Here is a 17,875-nt window from a genome sequence, read left to right on the forward strand (position 1 = left end):
CCGATGAACACCGAACCGGCGACACGCGACGCCAGCGCGGACGACGGCGACCAGTTCGTCGTCAACGACCACAAGCTGACCTCGCGGTTGATCATCGGAACCGGGGGAGCGAGCAACCTGAAGGTGCTGGAGCGGGCTCTGGTGGCGTCCGGCACCGAGCTGACGACGGTCGCGATGCGGCGCGCGGACGCCGAGGGCGGCTCGGGCGTGCTCGACCTGCTGCGCCGCCTGGGCATCGAGCTGCTGCCGAACACGGCGGGGTGCCGGACCGCGGCCGAGGCCGTGCTCACGGCGCGGCTGGCCAGGGAGGCACTCGGCACCGCGCTGGTGAAACTGGAGGTCCACGCCGACGACCGGACATTGCTGCCCGACCCGGTGGAGACGCTGGAGGCCGCCGAGCAGCTGGTGGCCGACGGGTTCGCCGTCATGGCGTACACCAATGACGACCCCGTGCTGGCGCTGCGGCTGGAGGAGGCCGGGTGCGTGGCGGTGATGCCGCTGGGCTCGCCGATCGGGACGGGGCTCGGCGTCCGCAACCCGCACAACATCGAGCTGATCACGTCGAGGGCGAGCGTGCCGATCGTGCTCGACGCGGGGATCGGCACCGCCTCCGACGCCGCGCTGGCGATGGAACTCGGCTGCGACGGCGTGCTGCTGTCCACGGCGGTCACGCGCGCGCAGGACCCGGAACGGATGGCGCACGCCATGCGTTCCGCCGTGGTCGCGGGACGGCTGGCGCGGCAGGCCGGGCGCGTACCCCGGCGCTTCTGGGCACAGGCTTCCAGCCCTCCCCGATGATCGCGCGGCCGGATTCGCGGTGACGGGACCGGCACGTAAGGTGTACGGCAATCTCCGGCCACGTGAGCGGAGCGCGCATCGAAGGAGCCGACGTGACCGACTCGACCGAGTCGTCGCCCGACGTACCCGGCAGGCTGTTCCTCATCATCGGAAGGCTGTCGCGGTCGCTGCGGCAGGCGAGCGCGCCGGGGCCCGGCCACGGCGCCATCTCGGCCATGGCGACGCTGAGCGCGTGCGGGCGGATGCGGCTGGGTGACCTCGCCGCCAGGGAGGGCGTCGCGGCGGCCACCATGTCGCGCATCGTGTCCGCCCTGGTCGACGCCGGGTACGTGCACCGTGAGTCCGATCCCGTGGACCGCAGGGCGTGGCTGGTGGCGCTCACCGACGAGGGCACGCGACTGCTGTCCGACGTGCGTTCCACCCGCATCCACGAGCTGAGCACGCGCATCGAGCGGCTCTCACCGGAGCACCGGCGGTCGCTCGACGCGGCGGTGCCCGCACTCGAAGCCCTGCTGGGTGACGAAGAACGCCGGGACTGACCCGGCCGGTGGCGGCGCTACCGCGCCGGTTCGTCGGCCACCCGCCAGAACGCCGACACCGGGCCCACCTTCGCGCCCATGGGGTAGGAGTGCTCGACGGCGTGGGAGACGTACCACTTGCCGAAGAGGGCGGCCTCGGTGACGGACATGCCGCGGGCGAGACCCGCGGTGAGCGCCGAGGCCATCGCGTCGCCCGCGCCGTGCGTGTGCGGCGTGTCGTGCCGAGGCCCCGGCAGCTCCACGAACGTGGTGCCGTCGAAGAGCAGATCCACGCACTCGGGGTCGTCGGTGAGGTGCCCCGACTTCACGAGCACGGAGCGAGGACCGAGCTCCCGCAGCGCCACGGCCGCGTCCCGCATCTGCTCCCTGCCGGTGACCTCTAGGCCGGTCAGCAGGCGCACCTCGTCGAGGTTGGGCGTCAGCACGGTCGCCACGGGCAGCAGGCGCTCGCGCAGGACTGCCAGGCCAGCGTCGTCGAACAGCGGGTGGCCGTGCATGGACGCGGCCACGGGGTCGACGACGAACGGCACCCCGGTGTCGCCGCCAATGCCCACCCGCTCGCAGGCGTCCGCGACCGCCTCGATGATCTCGGCTGAGGCGAGCATCCCGGTCTTGGCGGCGTCCACGCCCATGTCGTCGGCGACGGCCTCGATCTGGCCTGCCACGACCCGCGCGGGGATGTCCGAGCGGTCGTGTACGCCGAGCGTGTTCTGCACCGTCACCGCCGTGACGGCGACGAGCCCGTGAACACCGCACGTGAGGAACGTGCGCAGGTCGGCCTCCAGCCCGGCCGCGCCTCCCGAGTCCGATCCCGCGATGGTCAGCGCCGACGGCGGTCGCATCTCGCTCATGTCCCCAGTGTGGTGGACCACCTCCGGCCCACCGGTCGCAGGTCCCGGGGGACCCGGCTTCACCCGTTCGGGCAGTCGTTCAGCGCGTGTTCACCGACTCGCCGGGTCGTGCTCGGCCTCGGGGCAGCGGACCGTGCCAGCCTCGCCCGCATGACGATCTCTCCCTCATCGCGGCGCCGGGGCGTCGCGTTGGCGGTCGCCGCCGCCTGCCTCGTCCTGCCCGCCACGCCCGCCGTGGCCGAACCGGGCGAGTCGCTCGCCGACGGCGTCGGCTACCGGCCGCTGGACCTGACCACCGCGCACGGCCCCGTGCGTGGGCACCTGCTGGCCGTGGACCTGCGGCACGCGCGGCTCGACCTGCTCCACCCCGGCAGCGTGGCCGCCACCGACGAGATCCCCGACCTGGCCGAAGCCCAGGGCGCACTCGCCGGGGTCAACGGCGACTTCTTCAACATCTCGTCCTCCCATGAGGGTGTGGCGGCGACGGGTGCCTCCGTTGGACCGGCGGTGGCGGAGGGGCAGGACCTCAAGGCCGCCGTTCCCGACGCACAGCGGTTCGGCCCCGCACTGCCCGCGACCACCTCCACCCGCGACGTGCTCGGCGTCGGGGTGAACCGCCAGGCGAGGGTCGGCGAACTCCGCCTGACGGGCACGGTTCGGTCCGGGCCGCTGCGCTACGACATCGAGGGCTACAACACCTATGCGCTGGCCGAGGACGGCATCGCCGTGTTCACCAGCGAATGGGGTGACGCCAACCGCGTGCGGGCCACCTGTGGCAGCGACACCAGCCGCACCGCGCCGTGCAGCGAACAGACCGAGGAGGTCGTCGTCCGCGACGGTGTCGTGGTCGCCGAACGCGACCGGCCCGGCGATGGCCCGATCCCCGAGGACACCGTGGTGCTCGTCGGCAGGGAGGACGGCGCGGCGGAACTGGAGGCACTGGACGAGGGCGACCGGGTCCTTGTGCGCCACGACCTGACGACCTTCGACGGGCCGCCGCTGTCCTTCGCCGTGGGCGGCTTTCCCATCGTGCGCGGGGGCGACGACCTCCGGGGCCTGGACGACACCGTGCTCGCTCCCCGCACCGCGGCAGGAGTCAGCGCCGACGGGCGCACCGTGTGGCTGGTCGTCGTGGACGGGCGCTCGGACGACAGCGCGGGCATGACCGTGGCCGAGTTGGCCGAGCTGGTGCGCTCGTTCGGCGCCACCGACGTGGTCAATCTCGACGGCGGCGGTTCGTCGACGATGGTGACTCGCGAGCCGGGCGCCGCGCGGGTCACCGTCGTGAACACGCCGTCGGACGGGCAGCCGCGTGCCGTCGCCAACGGCGTGGGCGTGTTCCCGCGCTGAGCGGGGACACGACTACGCAGCCTGCGGACACGACTACGTGGGCTGCGGACACGGCGTCAGTCGGCCGGGGCGGGGGAGTCGGGAGCGAGTCGCCAGAACGGGGACACGGGCCCGACTCCCTGGCCCAGCGGGTAGGACTCGGCCACGCACCGCTCGATGAACCGCTTGCCCACCGACACGGCGTCGGGCACGCCGAGGCCCTTGGCCAGGTGCGCGGTGACCGCCGAGGCGAGCGTGTCGCCACCGCCGTGCGTGTGCGGCGTGTCGTACCGGCGTCCCTCCAGTTCGACCACGTGCGTGCCGTCGGAGAGCAGGTCCACGCACCGGGTGCTGCCCGCGAGATGCCCACCCTTGACGAGCACCCACTGTGGACCGAAGGCCAGCAGCGCCTCGGCCGCCTCCCGCTGCCCCGCCTCCTCGGTGACGGAGATTCCGGTGAGCAGCCGCACCTCGTCGAGGTTCGGAGTCACCACCGTGGCCCTGGGCAGGAGTTCGGTGCGGATCGCCTCCAGCGCCTCCTCGCGCAGCAGCGGGTCGCCGTGCATCGACGCGGCGACGGGATCGACCACGAACGGGACGCGGCGCCCCCGGCCGATGCCGACGGCGTCCACGGTGGCGGCGACGGTCGCGATGATCTCAGCCGTGGCGAGCATGCCGGTCTTCGCCGCGTTCACACCCATGTCGCCGGCCACGGTTTCGATCTGCGCCGCCACCACGTCGGCGGGGATCTCCGTGAACCCGTGGACACCCACGGAGTTCTGCACGGTCACCGCCGTGAGTGCCGTGAGCCCGTGAACGCCGCAGGCGAAGAACGTCCGCAGGTCCGCCTGGATGCCCGCGCCGCCGCCCGAGTCGGACCCGGCGATCGTCAACGCCGTCTTGGGTGTCTCCGTCATCACTCCACCACCGGCAGGTACACCTGGCCGCCGCGCTCGGTGAACTCGCGCGACTTCTCCCGCATACCCTCCTCGATGGCCGTCATGCTGGTGAGCCCGTGTTCCTCGGCGTAGGCGCGCACGTCCTGGGTGATGCGCATCGAGCAGAACTTGGGCCCGCACATCGAGCAGAAGTGCGCCGTCTTGGCCGCCTCGGCGGGCAGCGTCTCGTCGTGGAACGCCCGCGCGGTGTCCGGGTCGAGGGAGAGCGCGAACTGGTCGTGCCAGCGGAACTCGAAGCGAGCCGTGGACAGCGCGTCGTCCCACTCCTGCGCGTAGGGGTGACCCTTCGCGAGGTCGGCAGCGTGGGCGGCGATCTTGTAGGTGATGACGCCGGTCTTGACGTCGTCACGGTCGGGCAGTCCGAGGTGCTCCTTCGGTGTCACGTAACAGAGCATCGCCGTGCCGTACCAGCCGATCTGGGCCGCGCCGATGGCCGAGGTGATGTGGTCGTAGGCGGGCGCGATGTCGGTGGCCAGCGGCCCGAGGGTGTAGAACGGGGCCTCGCCGCAGAGCCGTTCCTCCAGCTCCACGTTCTCCTTGATCTTGTGCATGGGCACGTGGCCGGGCCCTTCGACCATCACCTGCACGTCGTGCTGCCTGGCGAGGTGAGTCAGCTCGCCCAGTGTCTCCAGCTCGGCGAACTGGGCGCGGTCGTTGGCGTCGGCGATCGAGCCGGGCCGCAGGCCGTCGCCGAGCGAGAACGTCACGTCGTAGGAGCGCAGGATCTCGCACAGCTCCTCGAAGTGCGTGTACAGGAACGACTCGGTGTGGTGCGCCAGGCACCATGCCGCCATGATCGATCCGCCCCGCGAGACGATGCCGGTGACCCGGCGGGCCGTGAGCGGGACGTAGCGCAGCAACACTCCCGCGTGGACGGTCATGTAGTCGACACCCTGCTCACACTGCTCGATCACGGTGTCGCGGTAGACCTCCCACGACAATCTCGCAGGATCGCCGCCGACCTTTTCGAGCGCCTGGTAGATCGGCACGGTGCCCACGGGCACGGGCGAGTTGCGCAGCAGCCACTCCCTGGTCTCGTGGATCCGCCGTCCCGTGGAGAGGTCCATGATGGTGTCGGCGCCCCAACGGGTTGCCCACACCATCTTGTCGACTTCTTCCTCCACAGAGGACCAGACTGCGGAGTTTCCCATGTTGGCGTTGACCTTCACGAGGAAGTTCTTGCCGATGATCATCGGTTCCGTCTCGGGATGGGCGCGGTTGGCGGGAATGACCGCCCGGCCGAGGGCCACCTCCGAGCGGACGAACTCCGGGTCGACGCGCTCCCGTGCGGCCACGAACTCCATCTCGCGGGTGACCACACCTGCCTTCGCCCAGCCGAGCTGGGTGTCGTGCTTCCGGTCGGCGAGCCAGGGCTCCCGGATCGGTGTCAGTCCGCTGTGGACGTCTATTGTGGCGTTCGGATCGGTGTAGGGGCCGGAGGTGTCGTAGACGTCGAAGTGCTCGCCGTTCGACAGGTCGATGCGGCGGGCCGGAACCCGCAGCCCCGAGCCGGTGACGTGGTGGACCTTGCGCGATCCCGTGATGGGGCCGGTGGTGATGCTGGGCCGAACCTCGGCGCCGTCCGTGGCCGTCAAGAAATCTCACTCCCTACGCTGGCATTACCCAGTCAGGTTCCTGCGGTCGGCGGCACCGGGTCCGGACACGGACACCAGCCGCCCTCTCAGCCCGCCAAGGCGCGAGCTCCCGCGACTTTTCACGTTGTCCCGTCGACCATGCCACGCGGAGGGGCTCGACTCAACCCACCAGTTCGGTGGGCGAGGCGATCACGTCGACCATCGCGCCGCCGCGCAGCACGGTCACCGGCAGCCGCGTGCCGATGACCTCGGCGAAGAGCTGCCGCTGAACGCCCTGCGCGTCGGCGACCTGTTCCCGCCCGACCGTCAGCACGAGATCACCCGGCTTGATCCCGGCGCGGTGGGCGGGCCCGCCGCCGACGACCTCGACGACGCGCAGGCCCGCCGTCTGGCCGGTGCGTGCCGCCACGTCGTCGGGCAGCGGCGCGGGCACCCCGACGATCCCGAGGTACGCCCGGCGCACCCTGCCCTCGACGAGCAGCGTGTCGATGATCCGCCGGGTCGTCGCGTTGATCGGCACAGCCAGGCCGAGCCCGATGCCCGCGACCGCGGTGTTGATTCCCACCACCCGGCCCGCCGAGTCGGCGAGCGCGCCGCCGGAGTTACCGGGGTTGAGCGCCGCGTCGGTCTGGATCACGTCCTCGATCACCCTCGCCGCGTTGCCCTGGCGCACCGGCAGGGCGCGACCGAGCGCGCTGACCACGCCGGCCGTCACCGAACCCGCGAAGCCCAGCGGGCTGCCGATCGCGACCACGAGCTGACCCACCACCAGCGCGTCGGCGTCGCCGAACCGCGCGGCTTCGGGCGGCTCGCCCCCGACCCGGACGACGGCCAGGTCCGACAGCGGATCGGTGCCGACGACGTCGAACTCCGCTTCCGCCCCGTCGGCGAACGTCGCCGTCCCCTCGCGCGCGTGGCCGACGACGTGCGCGTTGGTGAGCAGGAAGCCGTCGTCGGCGTACACGACGGCCGAACCGCCGCCGCGGCCCAGCCGGACGGCGGCGACGTGCGGCGTCACCGATCGCGCGGTGGAGCTGACCAGGCGCGAGTAGGCGTCGAACGCGTCGTGTTCGGAATCGGCGTCGGACATGAGCGGCCCCTGTCGAAGTACACCGTCACCGCCATTCTGCGCCGGTGCGGGCCGCTCACGCACCGGCGTTCGCCGACGGCGTAGCTCAGGACTCCGGGAGCCAGCTGTTGCCCGGCACGCCCCACTTGTTCGCCTTCAGCATTTTCTTCGCCGCCCGCGCGTTCCTGCCGACGAGCCGGTCGAGATAGAGGTGGCCGTCGAGGTGGTCGGTCTCGTGCTGGAGGCAGCGGGCGAAGTAGCCGGTGCCCTCGACCTTCAGTGCCTCGCCCGCGAGGTCGACACCCGTGACCCTGGCCCACGCGGCCCGGCCGGTCGGGAACGACTCGCCGGGCACGGAGAGGCAGCCCTCCCAGTCGTCGTCCGGGTCCGGCATGGTCTCCGGGATCTCGGAGGTCTCCAGGCGGGGGTTGACGACGAGTCCCTTGTGCTGCACGCCCTCGTCGTCGGGGCAGTCGTAGACGAACAGGCGCAGGTCCACGCCGATCTGGTTGGCGGCGAGCCCCACGCCCTCGGCGGCGTACATCGTCTCGAACATGTCGTCGGCGAGCGTGGCCAGCGCGTCGTCGAAGGCCGACACCTCACGGGTGGGCTGGTGCAGCACGGGATCGCCTGCGATGCGAATGGCGTGGATGGTCACGTTTCGTCATCTTAGGCGAGCCGGACCGCCACCCTGACGCGCCGGGCGTGCTCCGGGCACCGGCGTGTCTCTCGTGATCTAATGGCAACCCGGGAGACAGCCATGATCACCTGAGCTGACGAGGGAGCGGAATGGACGCCGCGGAGTCGACGACGCCGGATGGGCAGCCGTCCCCGCAGGCCCGGCCCCACAGCGAACTCACCCAGCGTGAGCTGGAGGTACTCGCGTTCGAACGGCAGTGGTGGAAGTACGCGGGAGCCAAGGAACAGGCGATCCGCGACCGGTTCGGGGTGTCTCCCACGCGCTACTACCAGATTCTGAACAAGCTGATCGACAAGCCGGAAGCCGTGCGCGCGGACCCGATGCTGGTGAAGCGGCTCCGGAAGGTGCGGGCCTCCCGGCAGCGCACCCGCGCGGCACGGCGGTTGGGGATTGAACTGCCATGAGCATTCTCGACGGGGTGTCCAGGCCGCTGCGGGCCACCGGGCTGGGCCTGCTCGCGGTCGCCGTGGTCGCGGCCGCGGTCGGTGGCGTCACGCTCGTCTCGGGCGGCGACTCCGGCAATCCGGACAACGCGGCGGCCAGTTCGTCCGCACCCCCGCCGGACGAGGGCGAGGACTCCCGTCCCGACGGCGAGCCCTCCTCCTCGCCGCAGGCGCCGTCGGACTCGTCCGAGCCTGGGCAGCCCGACGGGGGCGACCGGCCGGGTGACGGCGGTGACGGTGACGCCGACGACCCCGACGGTGACGGTAGCGACGGCACGGACGAGCCCGGCGGCGCCGACGGCGGTCGCGACTCCGACCCGGGCACCGGTGACGGTCGTGACCAGCCGGTGTCCGACGACACCGGGGTCGCGGTGCGGGTCTACAACAACAGCAACATCGGCGGGCTCGCCGCCGAGGCGTCGGGCGATCTCCGGGCCGAGGGCTGGGACGTCGTCGAGACCGGCAACTACTCCGCCGGGGTCATCCCCGAGACCACGGTGTACTTCCGGCCGGGCACCGACGAGGAGTCCGCCGCGCGGTCGCTGGCCGACAGCTTCGGGATGCGAGTCGAGCCCCGCTTCGACGGGATCGCCGACGCCAGTCCCGGTGTCATCGTGATCGTGGCACGCGACTACGAGAACCCGCACGGCAAGTAGCTCCCGGCCGCTCACCGCGAGCGGGCGTACGCCTCCAGCTCGGCGAGCTGCGCCGGGTCGAGCGAGGGCCGCACCGCGTCCCTGGCCCTGGCCACGTGCTGGGCGGTGACCTCGCTGGCGTCGAGCGACTCCCGCATGGCGGCCAGCGCGGCCTCCCTGATCAGGGCAGCGCAGTCGGCCGCGGAGTAGCCGTCGAGCGAGGCGGCCAGCTCGTCGAGGTCGACGTCTCCCGCGAGCGGTGTGTTCCGCGCTCCCGCCCGCAGGATCTGGGCGCGTGCCTCGGCGTCCGGCGGCGGCACGTAGATCAGCCGTTCGAGCCTGCCCGGCCGCAGCAGAGCGGGGTCGACCAGCTCGGGGCGGTTCGTGGCGGCAACGACCACGACGTCGCGCAGCGGCTCCACACCGTCCAGTTCGGTCAGCAGCGCGGCCACCACCCGGTCGGAGGCGCCGGAGTCGCCGGACTGGCCCCGGCGGGGAGCCAGCGCGTCCACCTCGTCCAGAAAGATCAGCGAAGGAGCGGCCTCGGCGGCCCTGCCGAACAGTTCCCGCACCGCGCGCTCCGACTCACCGACCCACTTGTCCATCAGCTCGGCGCCCTTGACCGAGAAGACGTTCAGCGCGCCGGTGCCCGCCAGCGCCCGCACGAGGAAGGTCTTGCCGTTGCCGGGCGGGCCGTAGACGAGCACGCCCCTGGGCGGGGCGACTCCGAGCCGGGCGAACGAGTCGGGGTAGCGCAGCGGCCACAGCACCGACTCCGTCAGCGACTGCTTGACCTCCGTCATGTCGCCCACGTCGTCCAGGGTGATGCCGCCGGTCGACAGGGTGTCCGTGGTGGACAGCGACAGCGGGCGCACCGATCCCACCGCCTCCAGCAGGTCCTGCTGGCTCACCCGTGGCTCGGTTCCCTCGGGCTGCCGCAGCGCGGCGCGCAGGGCGGCGTCCCTGCGCAGGGCCACCAGGTCGGCGGCCACGAAGCCCGGCGTGCGCTCGGCCACCGCGCCGAGGTCGACCCCGGATTCGAGCGGGATGTCGCGCAGCAGCACGTTGAGCATCTCCGTCCGGGTCCGGCCGTCGGGCATGCCGAGCCGCAGCTCCCGGTCGAGCAGGTCCACCGCGCGCAGGCGGGGGTCCACCGACTCGGGGTGGGCCGTGGTGGCCACCACGGCGATCTCGGCGCCCGCGAGCGCGTCGCGCAGCCGGTCGAGCAGCACCGTCGCGACCGGCGGCGGCTGCGAGGACGGCAGCACCGTGTCGACGTCCGTCAGCAGCAGGACGCCCCGGCGTGACCCGCGTTCGGCCGACCTCGCGGCGGCCACGGCGTCCGCGAGCCGCCTCAGCGCCGCGTCGGGCTCCAGCACCGCCAGCGTCGGGCCTTCCAGCGTCACCACGGCGGCGTCCTCGGCGTGGGCCACCGACCGCACCAGCGTGGCCTTGCCGACGCCTTCGGCGCCGGACAGCAGCACTCCGAGCCGGGCCGAGGTACCCAGCCGGGCGAGCAGGTCAGGACGGTGGAACGCCAGGTCGAACCATTCCGCCAGCCGCTTCGCGGCCTGTTCGGCACCGGCGAGATCCGCCACCGGAGGCGGCGCTTCGTCCGGGCCGGTCGGGGCGGACGCCGGTTCGGCAGGCGCTCCGGCACCTGACGCTGGCGAGGTGTGTTCCGCCTCGGTCGTCGGGAGCACCGTGGTGGCGGCGGCTCCCGTGCCCTCCGCGGTCTGCGCGCCGGTCACATCGCCGGTCACGTCGTCGCCGCGCCACGACACCACGGTGGCCTGGCCGACCGTGACCGGGCCCGCCGGTTCGGTGGCCGTGATGGTCAGCAGTTCGGTGGTCCAGCTCGCCCCGACGGTGCGCGACAGCGTGCCGCGCACGGCGGAGACGTCCGATCCCGGCGGCGGTGCCACGTCCTGCGGCAGCAGCGAGACGGCGTCGCCCACGGTGAAGACCTTGCCCAGCAGGGCCAGGCGCAGCGTGTGCGGTGTCAGCGACATCCTGGCCAGCCGCGAACCCGCGACCGTCACACCGCGCGCGGGTGTGACGTCACACGGTTCCACGACCACCTCGGCCCCCTCGGCGACGCCGAGGTTCGCCATGGTCACGTCGTCGACCAGCACCACGCCGGGCGCCGACGAGCCGGGCGCACTCGCGGCCAGCGCCGCGCTGGCCCGCGCACCGGTGAGCCGTACCGCGTCCCACGCACGCAGGCCCAGCGCGTCGAGGATCTCCGGATGGAGGCGCACGATGCCCCGGCGGGAGTCGAGCGCGGACGTGGTGTGCCGAACGGTCAGCGACAGTTGAGGTGACGTCACGGAACCACTCTAGACACGAGTGGACACGCTCGGTGGGCTCAATCCCGGCCCGACCGCAATCCGATCCGCCGCCAGTCGCGCCGTCGGCCCCGTGCGCCCGAGCGCGCCCGCGGCGGGGCGACGTTCTCGGCCGGGTACACCCTCGGCACGTGCGCCGTGGTCCTCGGGCGCTTCACCGCGCGGCGAGCGGCGCCCGCGACCTTGTGGAACTGGGGCTTGCGCAGCCCGATCCTGCGCTGCGTGCGCCTGCGGCGGATCGCCCTGCGCTCCTTGGCCGGTGCGTCCCACGCCTCGGGGTGGTTCGCCAGCCAGTGGTACCGCCAGACGCCGTAGGGCAGGTGCAGCAGGTACAGCACCAGGATGCTCATTAGCACGAAGAGCGGGTACTGGATCGTCGCGGCAGCGGCCAGCCCCACCACGACCAGCAGCGGAGCGGCGGCCTTGGCCGGTACCCGCAGCTTCTTCACCGACAGCGTCGGCATTCTGCTGATGCACAGCGCGGAGATCGCCACCGTCCACACCCAGACGACCGCCTCCGCCGACCACCAGCCCTGGCCGAATTCGAGGCTGGCCATCATCGGCAGCAGTGCGAGCAGGCCGCCCGCGGGCGCGGGCACGCCGACGAAGAACTCGTTCGCGTACGGCGGCTGGTCCTCGTCGAGCAGCGTGTTGAAGCGGGCCAGCCGCAACACCATGCACACCGCGAAGATCAGCGCGGCGACCCAGCCGAACCGGCCGGGGTCGGGCAGCCAGACGTAGAGCACCAGCGCCGGTGCCACCCCGAACGAGATCGCGTCGGACAGCGAGTCGAGTTCCGCGCCCATCCGCGTGCTGGCGTCGAGCAGCCGGGCGATCCGGCCGTCGAGGCTGTCGAGCACCGCGGCGATGCCGATGGCACCGATCGCCAGTCCGAACTGGCCGTTCAGCGCGAACTGCACCGCGGACAGTCCCGCGCACAGCGCGAGCACGGTGATCGCGTTGGGCAGCAGGCGGACGCCGGGTGTGGTCCGGGACATGTATCAGTCCTTCGCAGCTCCGAGTTCGGCGAGTGGGGTCTCGCCGCCGATCGTGCGCTGACCCTTGCGGACCAGCACCCGGCTCCCGGGCGGCAGGTAGGTATCCACCCGCGAGCCGAACCGGATCACACCGTAGGTCGACCCGGCTTCGACGTGATCGCCCTCACCGACCTGGCAGAGGATACGCCGTGCCACAAGCCCCGCGATCTGGACGACGACCAGCCTGGTGCCGTCCTCGGTGCGCAGCACCACGGAGTTGCGTTCGTTGTCCTCGCTGGCCTTGTCGAGGTCGGCGGAGAGGAACGCGCCGGGCCGGTAGGACACCTTCTCGACCGTACCGCTCAGCGGTGTTCGCTGGACGTGAACATCGAACATCGAGAGGAACACGCTCACGCGGGTCAGCGGCTGGCCGGGCAGCCCGAGCTCGGGCGGAGGCGGCACGTCCTCGATCAACGACACCAGGCCGTCGGCCGCCGACAGCACCAGCCCGTCACCGGTCGGCGGCACGCGGCGCGGCTCACGGAAGAACGCCGCCGTGGCGACGGTACCCAGCCCGGCCAGCAGGCCGAGGCGGGGCGAGAGCTTGCGTAACAGGAGGGTGGCGACCGCTCCGCCCGCGACGAACGGGCGTCCCGCGGGGTGCAGGGGAGGGAGGGTGTCACGGACGAGGCGCGCGGCGTGGCCGAGCGAGTTGGCGCTCATGAACCCCGATTTTTCCGTATGGACGGGCCGGGTGCCGTCCGCCCCCCGACGTCGTACGCCACCCGGCCGCGGACCGTCGATGGTAGGGCGAAAAGCCCTCGTCGATAACCTGCTGTGTGGAAAACGTTACAAAGGGTGCCGTGAATGGTCGGGTCGAGGGCGGCGGCTCACAGCAGCAGCACGTCCACCATGCCGCCCTCCGGGACCTCGGTGACGTCCTCCTCCAGCACGATCAGGCAGTTGGCCTGCGCGAACGACGCGAGCAGGTGCGAGCCCGGACCTCCCTGAGGGCCCACGACACCGGTGACCTCGCCGTGCCGTGCGGTGTGCAGGCCGCGGCGGAACTGGCGCTTGCCCCGCGGCGAGGTCAACGTCTCGGTCAGCCGTGCCCGCACGTGGGGCCGCTGCACCCGCGTGTGCCCGAGGGCGGCCAGCAGCGCGGGCCGGACGAAGACCTCGAACGACACGAGCACGCTCACCGGGTTGCCCGGCAACGTCACCACCGGCACCCCGTTCCACTGCCCGCAACCCTGGGGGCCACCGGGCTGCATGGCCACCTTGCCGAACTCCACCCCCGCACCGGCCAGTGCGTCCTTGACCACCTCGTAGGCTCCCGCGCTCACCCCGCCCGACGTGAGCACCAGATCCACGCCGGGCAGCTTCGGTTCGAGGGCGGCGCGGAACGCGGCGACGTCGTCGGCGACACTGCGGACCGTCTCGACCCGGCAGCCCAGCGCGGCCAGCTCCGCGACGAGCATCACGCTGTTCGACTCGTAGATCTGCCCGTGCCGCAGCGGTTCCGGCGGCAGCACCAGCTCCGTGCCGGTGGACACCACCAGCACCGTCGGCGGCGCGAACACGGGCAACCGGTCGAGGCCCACAGCGGAGGCGAGGCCGAGGTGTGCAGGCGAGAGCACCGTTGCCGCGCGCAGAGCCGTGGCGCCCGCCGTCACGTCCTCGCCGGTGCGGCGCACGTGCGTGCCGGCCGCGACGGGCGTGGAGATCAGGACACGCTCGGTTCCCGCGTCGGTGTGCTCCACCATGACCACGCTGTCGGCCCCCGGCGGCATCGGCGCCCCGGTCATGATGCGGTGTGCGGTGCCGGACTCCAGCGGCGGAACGTCGGTGCGCCCCGCGGGGATGTCGGCGGCCACGGGCAACGCGACGGGTGTGCCGCCGGAGGCTCCGGCCACGTCGACCGCGCGCACGGCGTATCCGTCCATGGCGGAGTTGTCGAACGGCGGCAGGGAGACACCGGCGCCGACGTCCTCGGCGAGCACGAGTCCCGCGCAGTCCCGTAGCGGGAGCCGCACCACCGGCCGGTCGCCGACCACCTCGCGAACCCTGGCGCTGTGTTCTTCGACGGAGATCACGCGGACCATCCTCGCGGTCGCGGGGCGTCATGCAAAACTTCACCGCGCAGACGTCGCACAACAGGGGAGAGTCGCGTGCAGGTACAGGTTCGGCATCAACCCTCCTTCGCGGTGGCCAGGCTGTCGCTGGCGCCGCAGGAGCCGGTGCAGGTGGAGTCGGGGGCGATGGTCGCCACCAGCTATGGGATGCAGATGGAGTCACGCGCGCAGGGCGGCGTCATGAAGGGGCTCAGCCGTGCCGTGCTCGGCGGCGAGTCGCTGTTCGTCACCACCTACACCGCGCCGCCGCACGGCGGCTGGGTGGACGTCGCGGGCGGGCTTCCTGGCGACGTCCAGGTCCTCGAAATGGACGGCCGGGTGGGTTGGTGCGTCACCAGGGGGGCGTGGCTCGCCAACTCCCACGGCATCGCGCTGGAGACCCGCTGGGGCGGGTTCGGCAACCTCTTCGGTGGCGAGGGCGGATTCCTCACCCACGCACAGGGGCAGGGCCAGCTCGTCGTCGCCTGCTACGGGGCCATCGACGTCGTCACCCTTCAGCCGGGCGAGTACGTGACCGTCGATTCCGGCCACGTGGTCGCCTACGCCGACACCGTGCAGACGCAGCTGCGCCGAGTGTCCCAGGGCGTGGTGCAGTCGCTCAAGAGTGGCGAGGGCCTCGTCTTCGACTTCGCCGGACCCGGCCAGATCCTCACGCAGACGCGCAACCCGGACGCCCTGCTGGGCTGGTTGGTCGCGCGCATGCCGTCCAGGTGAGCGCGATGCGAGTCCACACCAGGCACACTCCCGCTTTCGGCGTCGCCCGCATCGAACTCACCGGTGGCGACGCCGTCGAGGCCCATCCCGACACCGTGCTCGCGCACAGCTACGGGGTGACGCGGTCCGGCAGGTCGAAGGGGTCCGGTCCCGTGGTCTTCACCGCCCCCGCGCAGGGCGGTTGGCTGGACCTGGCGCCCCGCGATCCGGGTGACGTCTATCCGCTGGAACTCGGCGGTCAGCTGGGCTGGTCGGTGGCGCGCGACGCGGTGCTGGCCAGGCCGGCCACCGTGCGTCACGACCACCCGTGGCCGGCGCACCAGTCCCTTTTCGGCGGTGACACCGGCTTTCTCAAGCACGTCAGCGGAACCGGCTCGCTGGTGCTGTCGTGCCGTGGCCCGGTGGACTCACTGACGTTGAAGGCGGGCGAACTCGTCACGGTCAACCCGCTGTTCGTGCTGGCCTTCCCCGACACGGTGCAGGTTCGGCTCCGCACGCTCGATCCCGCGCTGCCGCAGTCGATCCGGACCGGCGAGGGACTCGCGCTCGACGCGGCGGGGCCGGGAACCGTGTTCGTCCACACTCGCCGTCGCGGTTGACCGAGGCGTGCTCACAGCGCGTGTTTACCGCGAATTGACCATTGCCCTGAGCCGTTCTTCGGGTAGCGTGATCGACGCTTGGAACGCGGTAGGCACCACTGCCGCGTTGTGGTTTGTCACGAGGAGGACGCCGTGGCTGTCGGCACGGTCAAGTGGTTCAACGCGGAAAAAGGCTACGGATTCATCGAGTCCCCCGAGGGCCCCGATGTCTTCGTACACTACTCCGCCATTCAGGCGGAGGGTTTCCGGACCCTCGACGAGGGCGACCGGGTGGAATTCGAGATCACGGCCGGGCGTGACGGCCGTAGTCAGGCCGCGGACGTCCGAAAGGTCTCGTAGAACGTCGGTCCCGGTCTTCCGGTGTATCTGTCCTGGACACGAGACACTGGCGCCGGGACCGATTCGCGGACGTTAGGCTGCGCTCTGTGGCAGGCGAGGAGTCGGCCGACCTGACGGGTCGGCGGCTGGGCAATTACCGCATCGACGGTGTGCTCGGCCGAGGTGGCATGAGCGTGATGTACCGGGCCACCGACGTGCGGCTGGGGCGCAAGGTGGCGCTCAAGGTGATCGGCGAGCACCTCGGTGCCGACGCCGAGTTCCGCGAGCGGTTCGTCGACGAGGCACGCAACACCTCCGCGATCGACCACGCGAACATCGTGCCGCTGTACGACTTCGGCGAACTCGACGGGATGCTCTACATCGCGATGCGGCTCGTCGACGGTTCGGACCTGGCGAGCCTCGTCGCGGGACGGGCCATGCCGCCACCGCGGGCGCTGGGGCTGCTCGACCAGGTCGCCGACGCGCTCGACACGTTGCACGACCGCGGTCTCGTCCACCTCGACGTCAAACCGGCCAACGTGCTGGTGACCAGCCGGGAGTCGGCCCGCGAACACGTCTACATCGCCGACTTCGGGCTGACGCGGCGCGGGACCACGGGACACCGGACGCGCAGCGGCGACTTCCTCGGTTCGCCGACGTACGCCGCTCCCGAGCACCTGCGGGGCGAGCCGCTCGACGGGCGCACCGACCAGTACGCACTGGCCTGCATGCTGTTCGCCTGCCTGACCGGGCAACCACCCTTCACGGGGGACGTCCAGGCCGTCATCAAGGGACATCTCAGCGGCGACGTGCCGTCGGTCTCCGGTGCCGTGCCGTCGATCCCGCCCGCCGTGGACGACGTGGTTCGCCGGGGCATGGCCAAATCGCCGGAAAATCGCTACCCGAACTGCGTGGAACTCGTCGCGGCGGCGCGCACGGCAGTGGAGCGAAGTGGCGGCGCGCCGCGCGACCGCCGACAGGAAGCCGCCCGACACGGAGAGGGGGCGCCGGTGCAGCCGTTCGGCGCGCAACACGGCAACGGGCCGCAAGGTCCGCAGGGGCAGGGACCGCAGGCTCCGCAGGGGCAGGGTCCGCAGGGTCCGCCTCCCGGGCCCGGCGCGTTCGGCCAGCAGCCCCCCGGTGTCGGCCCGCCGGGGCAGGGATTTCCGGCGGGCCAGCCGCCGGGGATGCCTCCGCCGCAGCAGGGACAGCCCGGCCCCGGCTACGGGCAGCCGCCCGCACCGCAGGCCGGTCCGATGGGTTCGCCCTACGGCACTCCGCCACACGGCTCCCCGCCAGTCGGCGTCCCTCCCGGATACGGCCAGCAGGGCTATCCGCAACCCGGTGGACCCGGTGCGCCCGGCGGGCCCGGTGGAGGCGGCCGGAAGAAGTCCCCGCCGTGGTGGGTGTGGGCCCTCGTGGCGGCCGTCGTGGTCGGTGCGGGGATCGCCGTGGTGGTCCTGCTCACGTCCGGCGACGACGACGGCGGCGGCGGCGGCGGGGACAACGCTCCGGTGCCCGGCGGCTCGGAGACGTCGGACAACAGCACGCTGCCGGAAATCCCCGTCGGCCCGGGGGATCCCACCGGTGGCACGGACTCAGGGCCGACCGGCGGGCTGCCGCCGACGAGCATTCCGATCGTTCCCGGCGGCTGAGACCGCTGTGCGTCGCCCGGTGACGGCCGCGGCACGACCGGGCGGTGGTGCGCCCCGTTGCTTGCACTCGGCCCCGGAGAGTGCTAAACACGAAATTGGCACTCGGCACCGTCGAGTGCTAGGCGGTCGGTCGACGATCACCGCCTGAAGGTCGGGACGGTGAGGCCACGTTCGGCGAAACCCGAACTGGTCGTCCGTCGCGGGCACCGAG

Annotated in this window: 18 protein-coding genes; 9 read left to right on the plus strand and 9 right to left on the minus strand. The window is 72.1% G+C overall.

Translation table 11 applies throughout. From position 1 onward, the window contains the following. Positions 1-3 precede the first annotated feature (3 nt). Both thiG and FFT09_RS11305 read left to right on the plus strand, forming a co-directional pair. Positions 4-798 carry a thiazole synthase gene (thiG, locus tag FFT09_RS11300; RefSeq protein WP_138382651.1) on the plus strand — a complete coding sequence of 265 codons (795 nt, stop codon included), beginning with the start codon at positions 4-6 and terminating at the stop codon, positions 796-798. Between the two features lie 92 nt (positions 799-890). Further along, entirely contained in the window at positions 891-1,337 is a 447-nt protein-coding gene (locus FFT09_RS11305) for a MarR family winged helix-turn-helix transcriptional regulator (protein WP_024875279.1), read from the plus strand. A 17-nt stretch (positions 1,338-1,354) separates the two neighbouring features. Here the strand turns inward: FFT09_RS11305 and thiD (FFT09_RS11310) are convergent, their stop codons facing one another. Further along, positions 1,355-2,188, minus strand: coding sequence for a bifunctional hydroxymethylpyrimidine kinase/phosphomethylpyrimidine kinase (thiD, locus tag FFT09_RS11310; RefSeq protein ID WP_138382652.1), 834 nt, complete (start codon positions 2,186-2,188; stop codon positions 1,355-1,357). Between the two features lie 150 nt (positions 2,189-2,338). On the opposite strand from thiD (FFT09_RS11310), the gene FFT09_RS11315 reads away from it, so the two are divergent. Continuing rightward, a complete protein-coding gene (locus tag FFT09_RS11315) occupies positions 2,339-3,538 on the plus strand; it encodes a phosphodiester glycosidase family protein (RefSeq protein ID WP_138382653.1) in 1,200 nt (399 codons plus the stop codon). A 56-nt stretch (positions 3,539-3,594) separates the two neighbouring features. On the opposite strand, the gene thiD (FFT09_RS11320) is transcribed toward FFT09_RS11315, so the two are convergent. The 4 genes from thiD (FFT09_RS11320) to FFT09_RS11335 all read right to left on the minus strand — a co-directional run bounded on the left by thiD (FFT09_RS11320) (position 3,595) and on the right by FFT09_RS11335 (position 7,798). Beyond that, positions 3,595-4,434 (minus strand): bifunctional hydroxymethylpyrimidine kinase/phosphomethylpyrimidine kinase, encoded by an 840-nt coding sequence (thiD, locus tag FFT09_RS11320; RefSeq protein ID WP_138382654.1) that lies wholly within the window; start codon positions 4,432-4,434, stop codon positions 3,595-3,597. After that, the gene (gene thiC, locus FFT09_RS11325; protein WP_081191764.1) at positions 4,434-6,071 is read right to left on the minus strand and encodes a phosphomethylpyrimidine synthase ThiC; all 1,638 of its coding nucleotides are present in this window, start codon (positions 6,069-6,071) and stop codon (positions 4,434-4,436) included. Before thiC ends, thiD (FFT09_RS11320) begins: the two co-directional genes overlap by 1 nt. A 160-nt stretch (positions 6,072-6,231) precedes the next feature. Next, positions 6,232-7,161: a S1C family serine protease gene (locus tag FFT09_RS11330; protein WP_081191763.1), complete on the minus strand. Its 930-nt coding sequence runs from the start codon at positions 7,159-7,161 to the stop codon at positions 6,232-6,234. Between the two features lie 85 nt (positions 7,162-7,246). After that, on the minus strand, positions 7,247-7,798 hold the full coding sequence (locus FFT09_RS11335; protein ID WP_024875272.1) for a peptide deformylase: 552 nt from the start codon (positions 7,796-7,798) through the stop codon (positions 7,247-7,249). A gap of 131 nt (positions 7,799-7,929) precedes the next feature. Between FFT09_RS11335 and FFT09_RS11340 the strand changes: the two genes are divergently transcribed. Both FFT09_RS11340 and FFT09_RS11345 read left to right on the plus strand, forming a co-directional pair. After that, the gene (locus tag FFT09_RS11340; RefSeq protein ID WP_024875271.1) at positions 7,930-8,244 is read left to right on the plus strand and encodes a DUF3263 domain-containing protein; all 315 of its coding nucleotides are present in this window, start codon (positions 7,930-7,932) and stop codon (positions 8,242-8,244) included. After that, entirely contained in the window at positions 8,241-8,939 is a 699-nt protein-coding gene (locus tag FFT09_RS11345) for a LytR C-terminal domain-containing protein (RefSeq protein ID WP_081191762.1), read from the plus strand. The genes FFT09_RS11340 and FFT09_RS11345 overlap by 4 nt, the downstream gene beginning before the upstream one ends. Positions 8,940-8,950: 11 nt before the next feature. Here FFT09_RS11345 and FFT09_RS11350 read toward each other — a convergent pair whose 3' ends face one another. From FFT09_RS11350 to moeA, 4 genes are all read right to left on the minus strand, one after another. Next, entirely contained in the window at positions 8,951-11,248 is a 2,298-nt protein-coding gene (locus tag FFT09_RS11350; protein WP_138382655.1) for an AAA family ATPase, read from the minus strand. Between the two features lie 38 nt (positions 11,249-11,286). Next, a complete protein-coding gene (locus FFT09_RS11355; RefSeq protein ID WP_138382656.1) occupies positions 11,287-12,264 on the minus strand; it encodes a CDP-alcohol phosphatidyltransferase family protein in 978 nt (325 codons plus the stop codon). A 3-nt stretch (positions 12,265-12,267) separates the two neighbouring features. Further along, on the minus strand, positions 12,268-12,966 hold the full coding sequence (locus FFT09_RS11360; RefSeq protein WP_081191759.1) for a phosphatidylserine decarboxylase: 699 nt from the start codon (positions 12,964-12,966) through the stop codon (positions 12,268-12,270). 167 nt (positions 12,967-13,133) lie between these two features. Beyond that, positions 13,134-14,339: a molybdopterin molybdotransferase MoeA gene (gene moeA / locus FFT09_RS11365; protein ID WP_138382657.1), complete on the minus strand. Its 1,206-nt coding sequence runs from the start codon at positions 14,337-14,339 to the stop codon at positions 13,134-13,136. Positions 14,340-14,414: 75 nt separating this feature from the next. Between moeA and FFT09_RS11370 the strand changes: the two genes are divergently transcribed. The 4 genes from FFT09_RS11370 to FFT09_RS11385 all read left to right on the plus strand — a co-directional run bounded on the left by FFT09_RS11370 (position 14,415) and on the right by FFT09_RS11385 (position 17,664). Then, the gene (locus FFT09_RS11370; RefSeq protein ID WP_081191757.1) at positions 14,415-15,092 is read left to right on the plus strand and encodes a TIGR00266 family protein; all 678 of its coding nucleotides are present in this window, start codon (positions 14,415-14,417) and stop codon (positions 15,090-15,092) included. Positions 15,093-15,097: 5 nt separating this feature from the next. Continuing rightward, positions 15,098-15,691, plus strand: a complete 594-nt coding sequence (locus FFT09_RS11375) for an AIM24 family protein (RefSeq protein ID WP_024875264.1) — start codon at positions 15,098-15,100, stop codon at positions 15,689-15,691. Between the two features lie 132 nt (positions 15,692-15,823). Continuing rightward, on the plus strand, positions 15,824-16,030 hold the full coding sequence (locus FFT09_RS11380) for a cold-shock protein (RefSeq protein ID WP_005441480.1): 207 nt from the start codon (positions 15,824-15,826) through the stop codon (positions 16,028-16,030). 86 nt (positions 16,031-16,116) lie between these two features. Next, the gene (locus tag FFT09_RS11385) at positions 16,117-17,664 is read left to right on the plus strand and encodes a serine/threonine-protein kinase (protein WP_138382658.1); all 1,548 of its coding nucleotides are present in this window, start codon (positions 16,117-16,119) and stop codon (positions 17,662-17,664) included. The last annotated feature ends 211 nt before the right edge of the window (positions 17,665-17,875 follow it).

Source organism: Saccharomonospora piscinae (assembly GCF_005862235.1).
Lineage (GTDB): Bacteria > Actinomycetota > Actinomycetes > Mycobacteriales > Pseudonocardiaceae > Saccharomonospora > Saccharomonospora piscinae.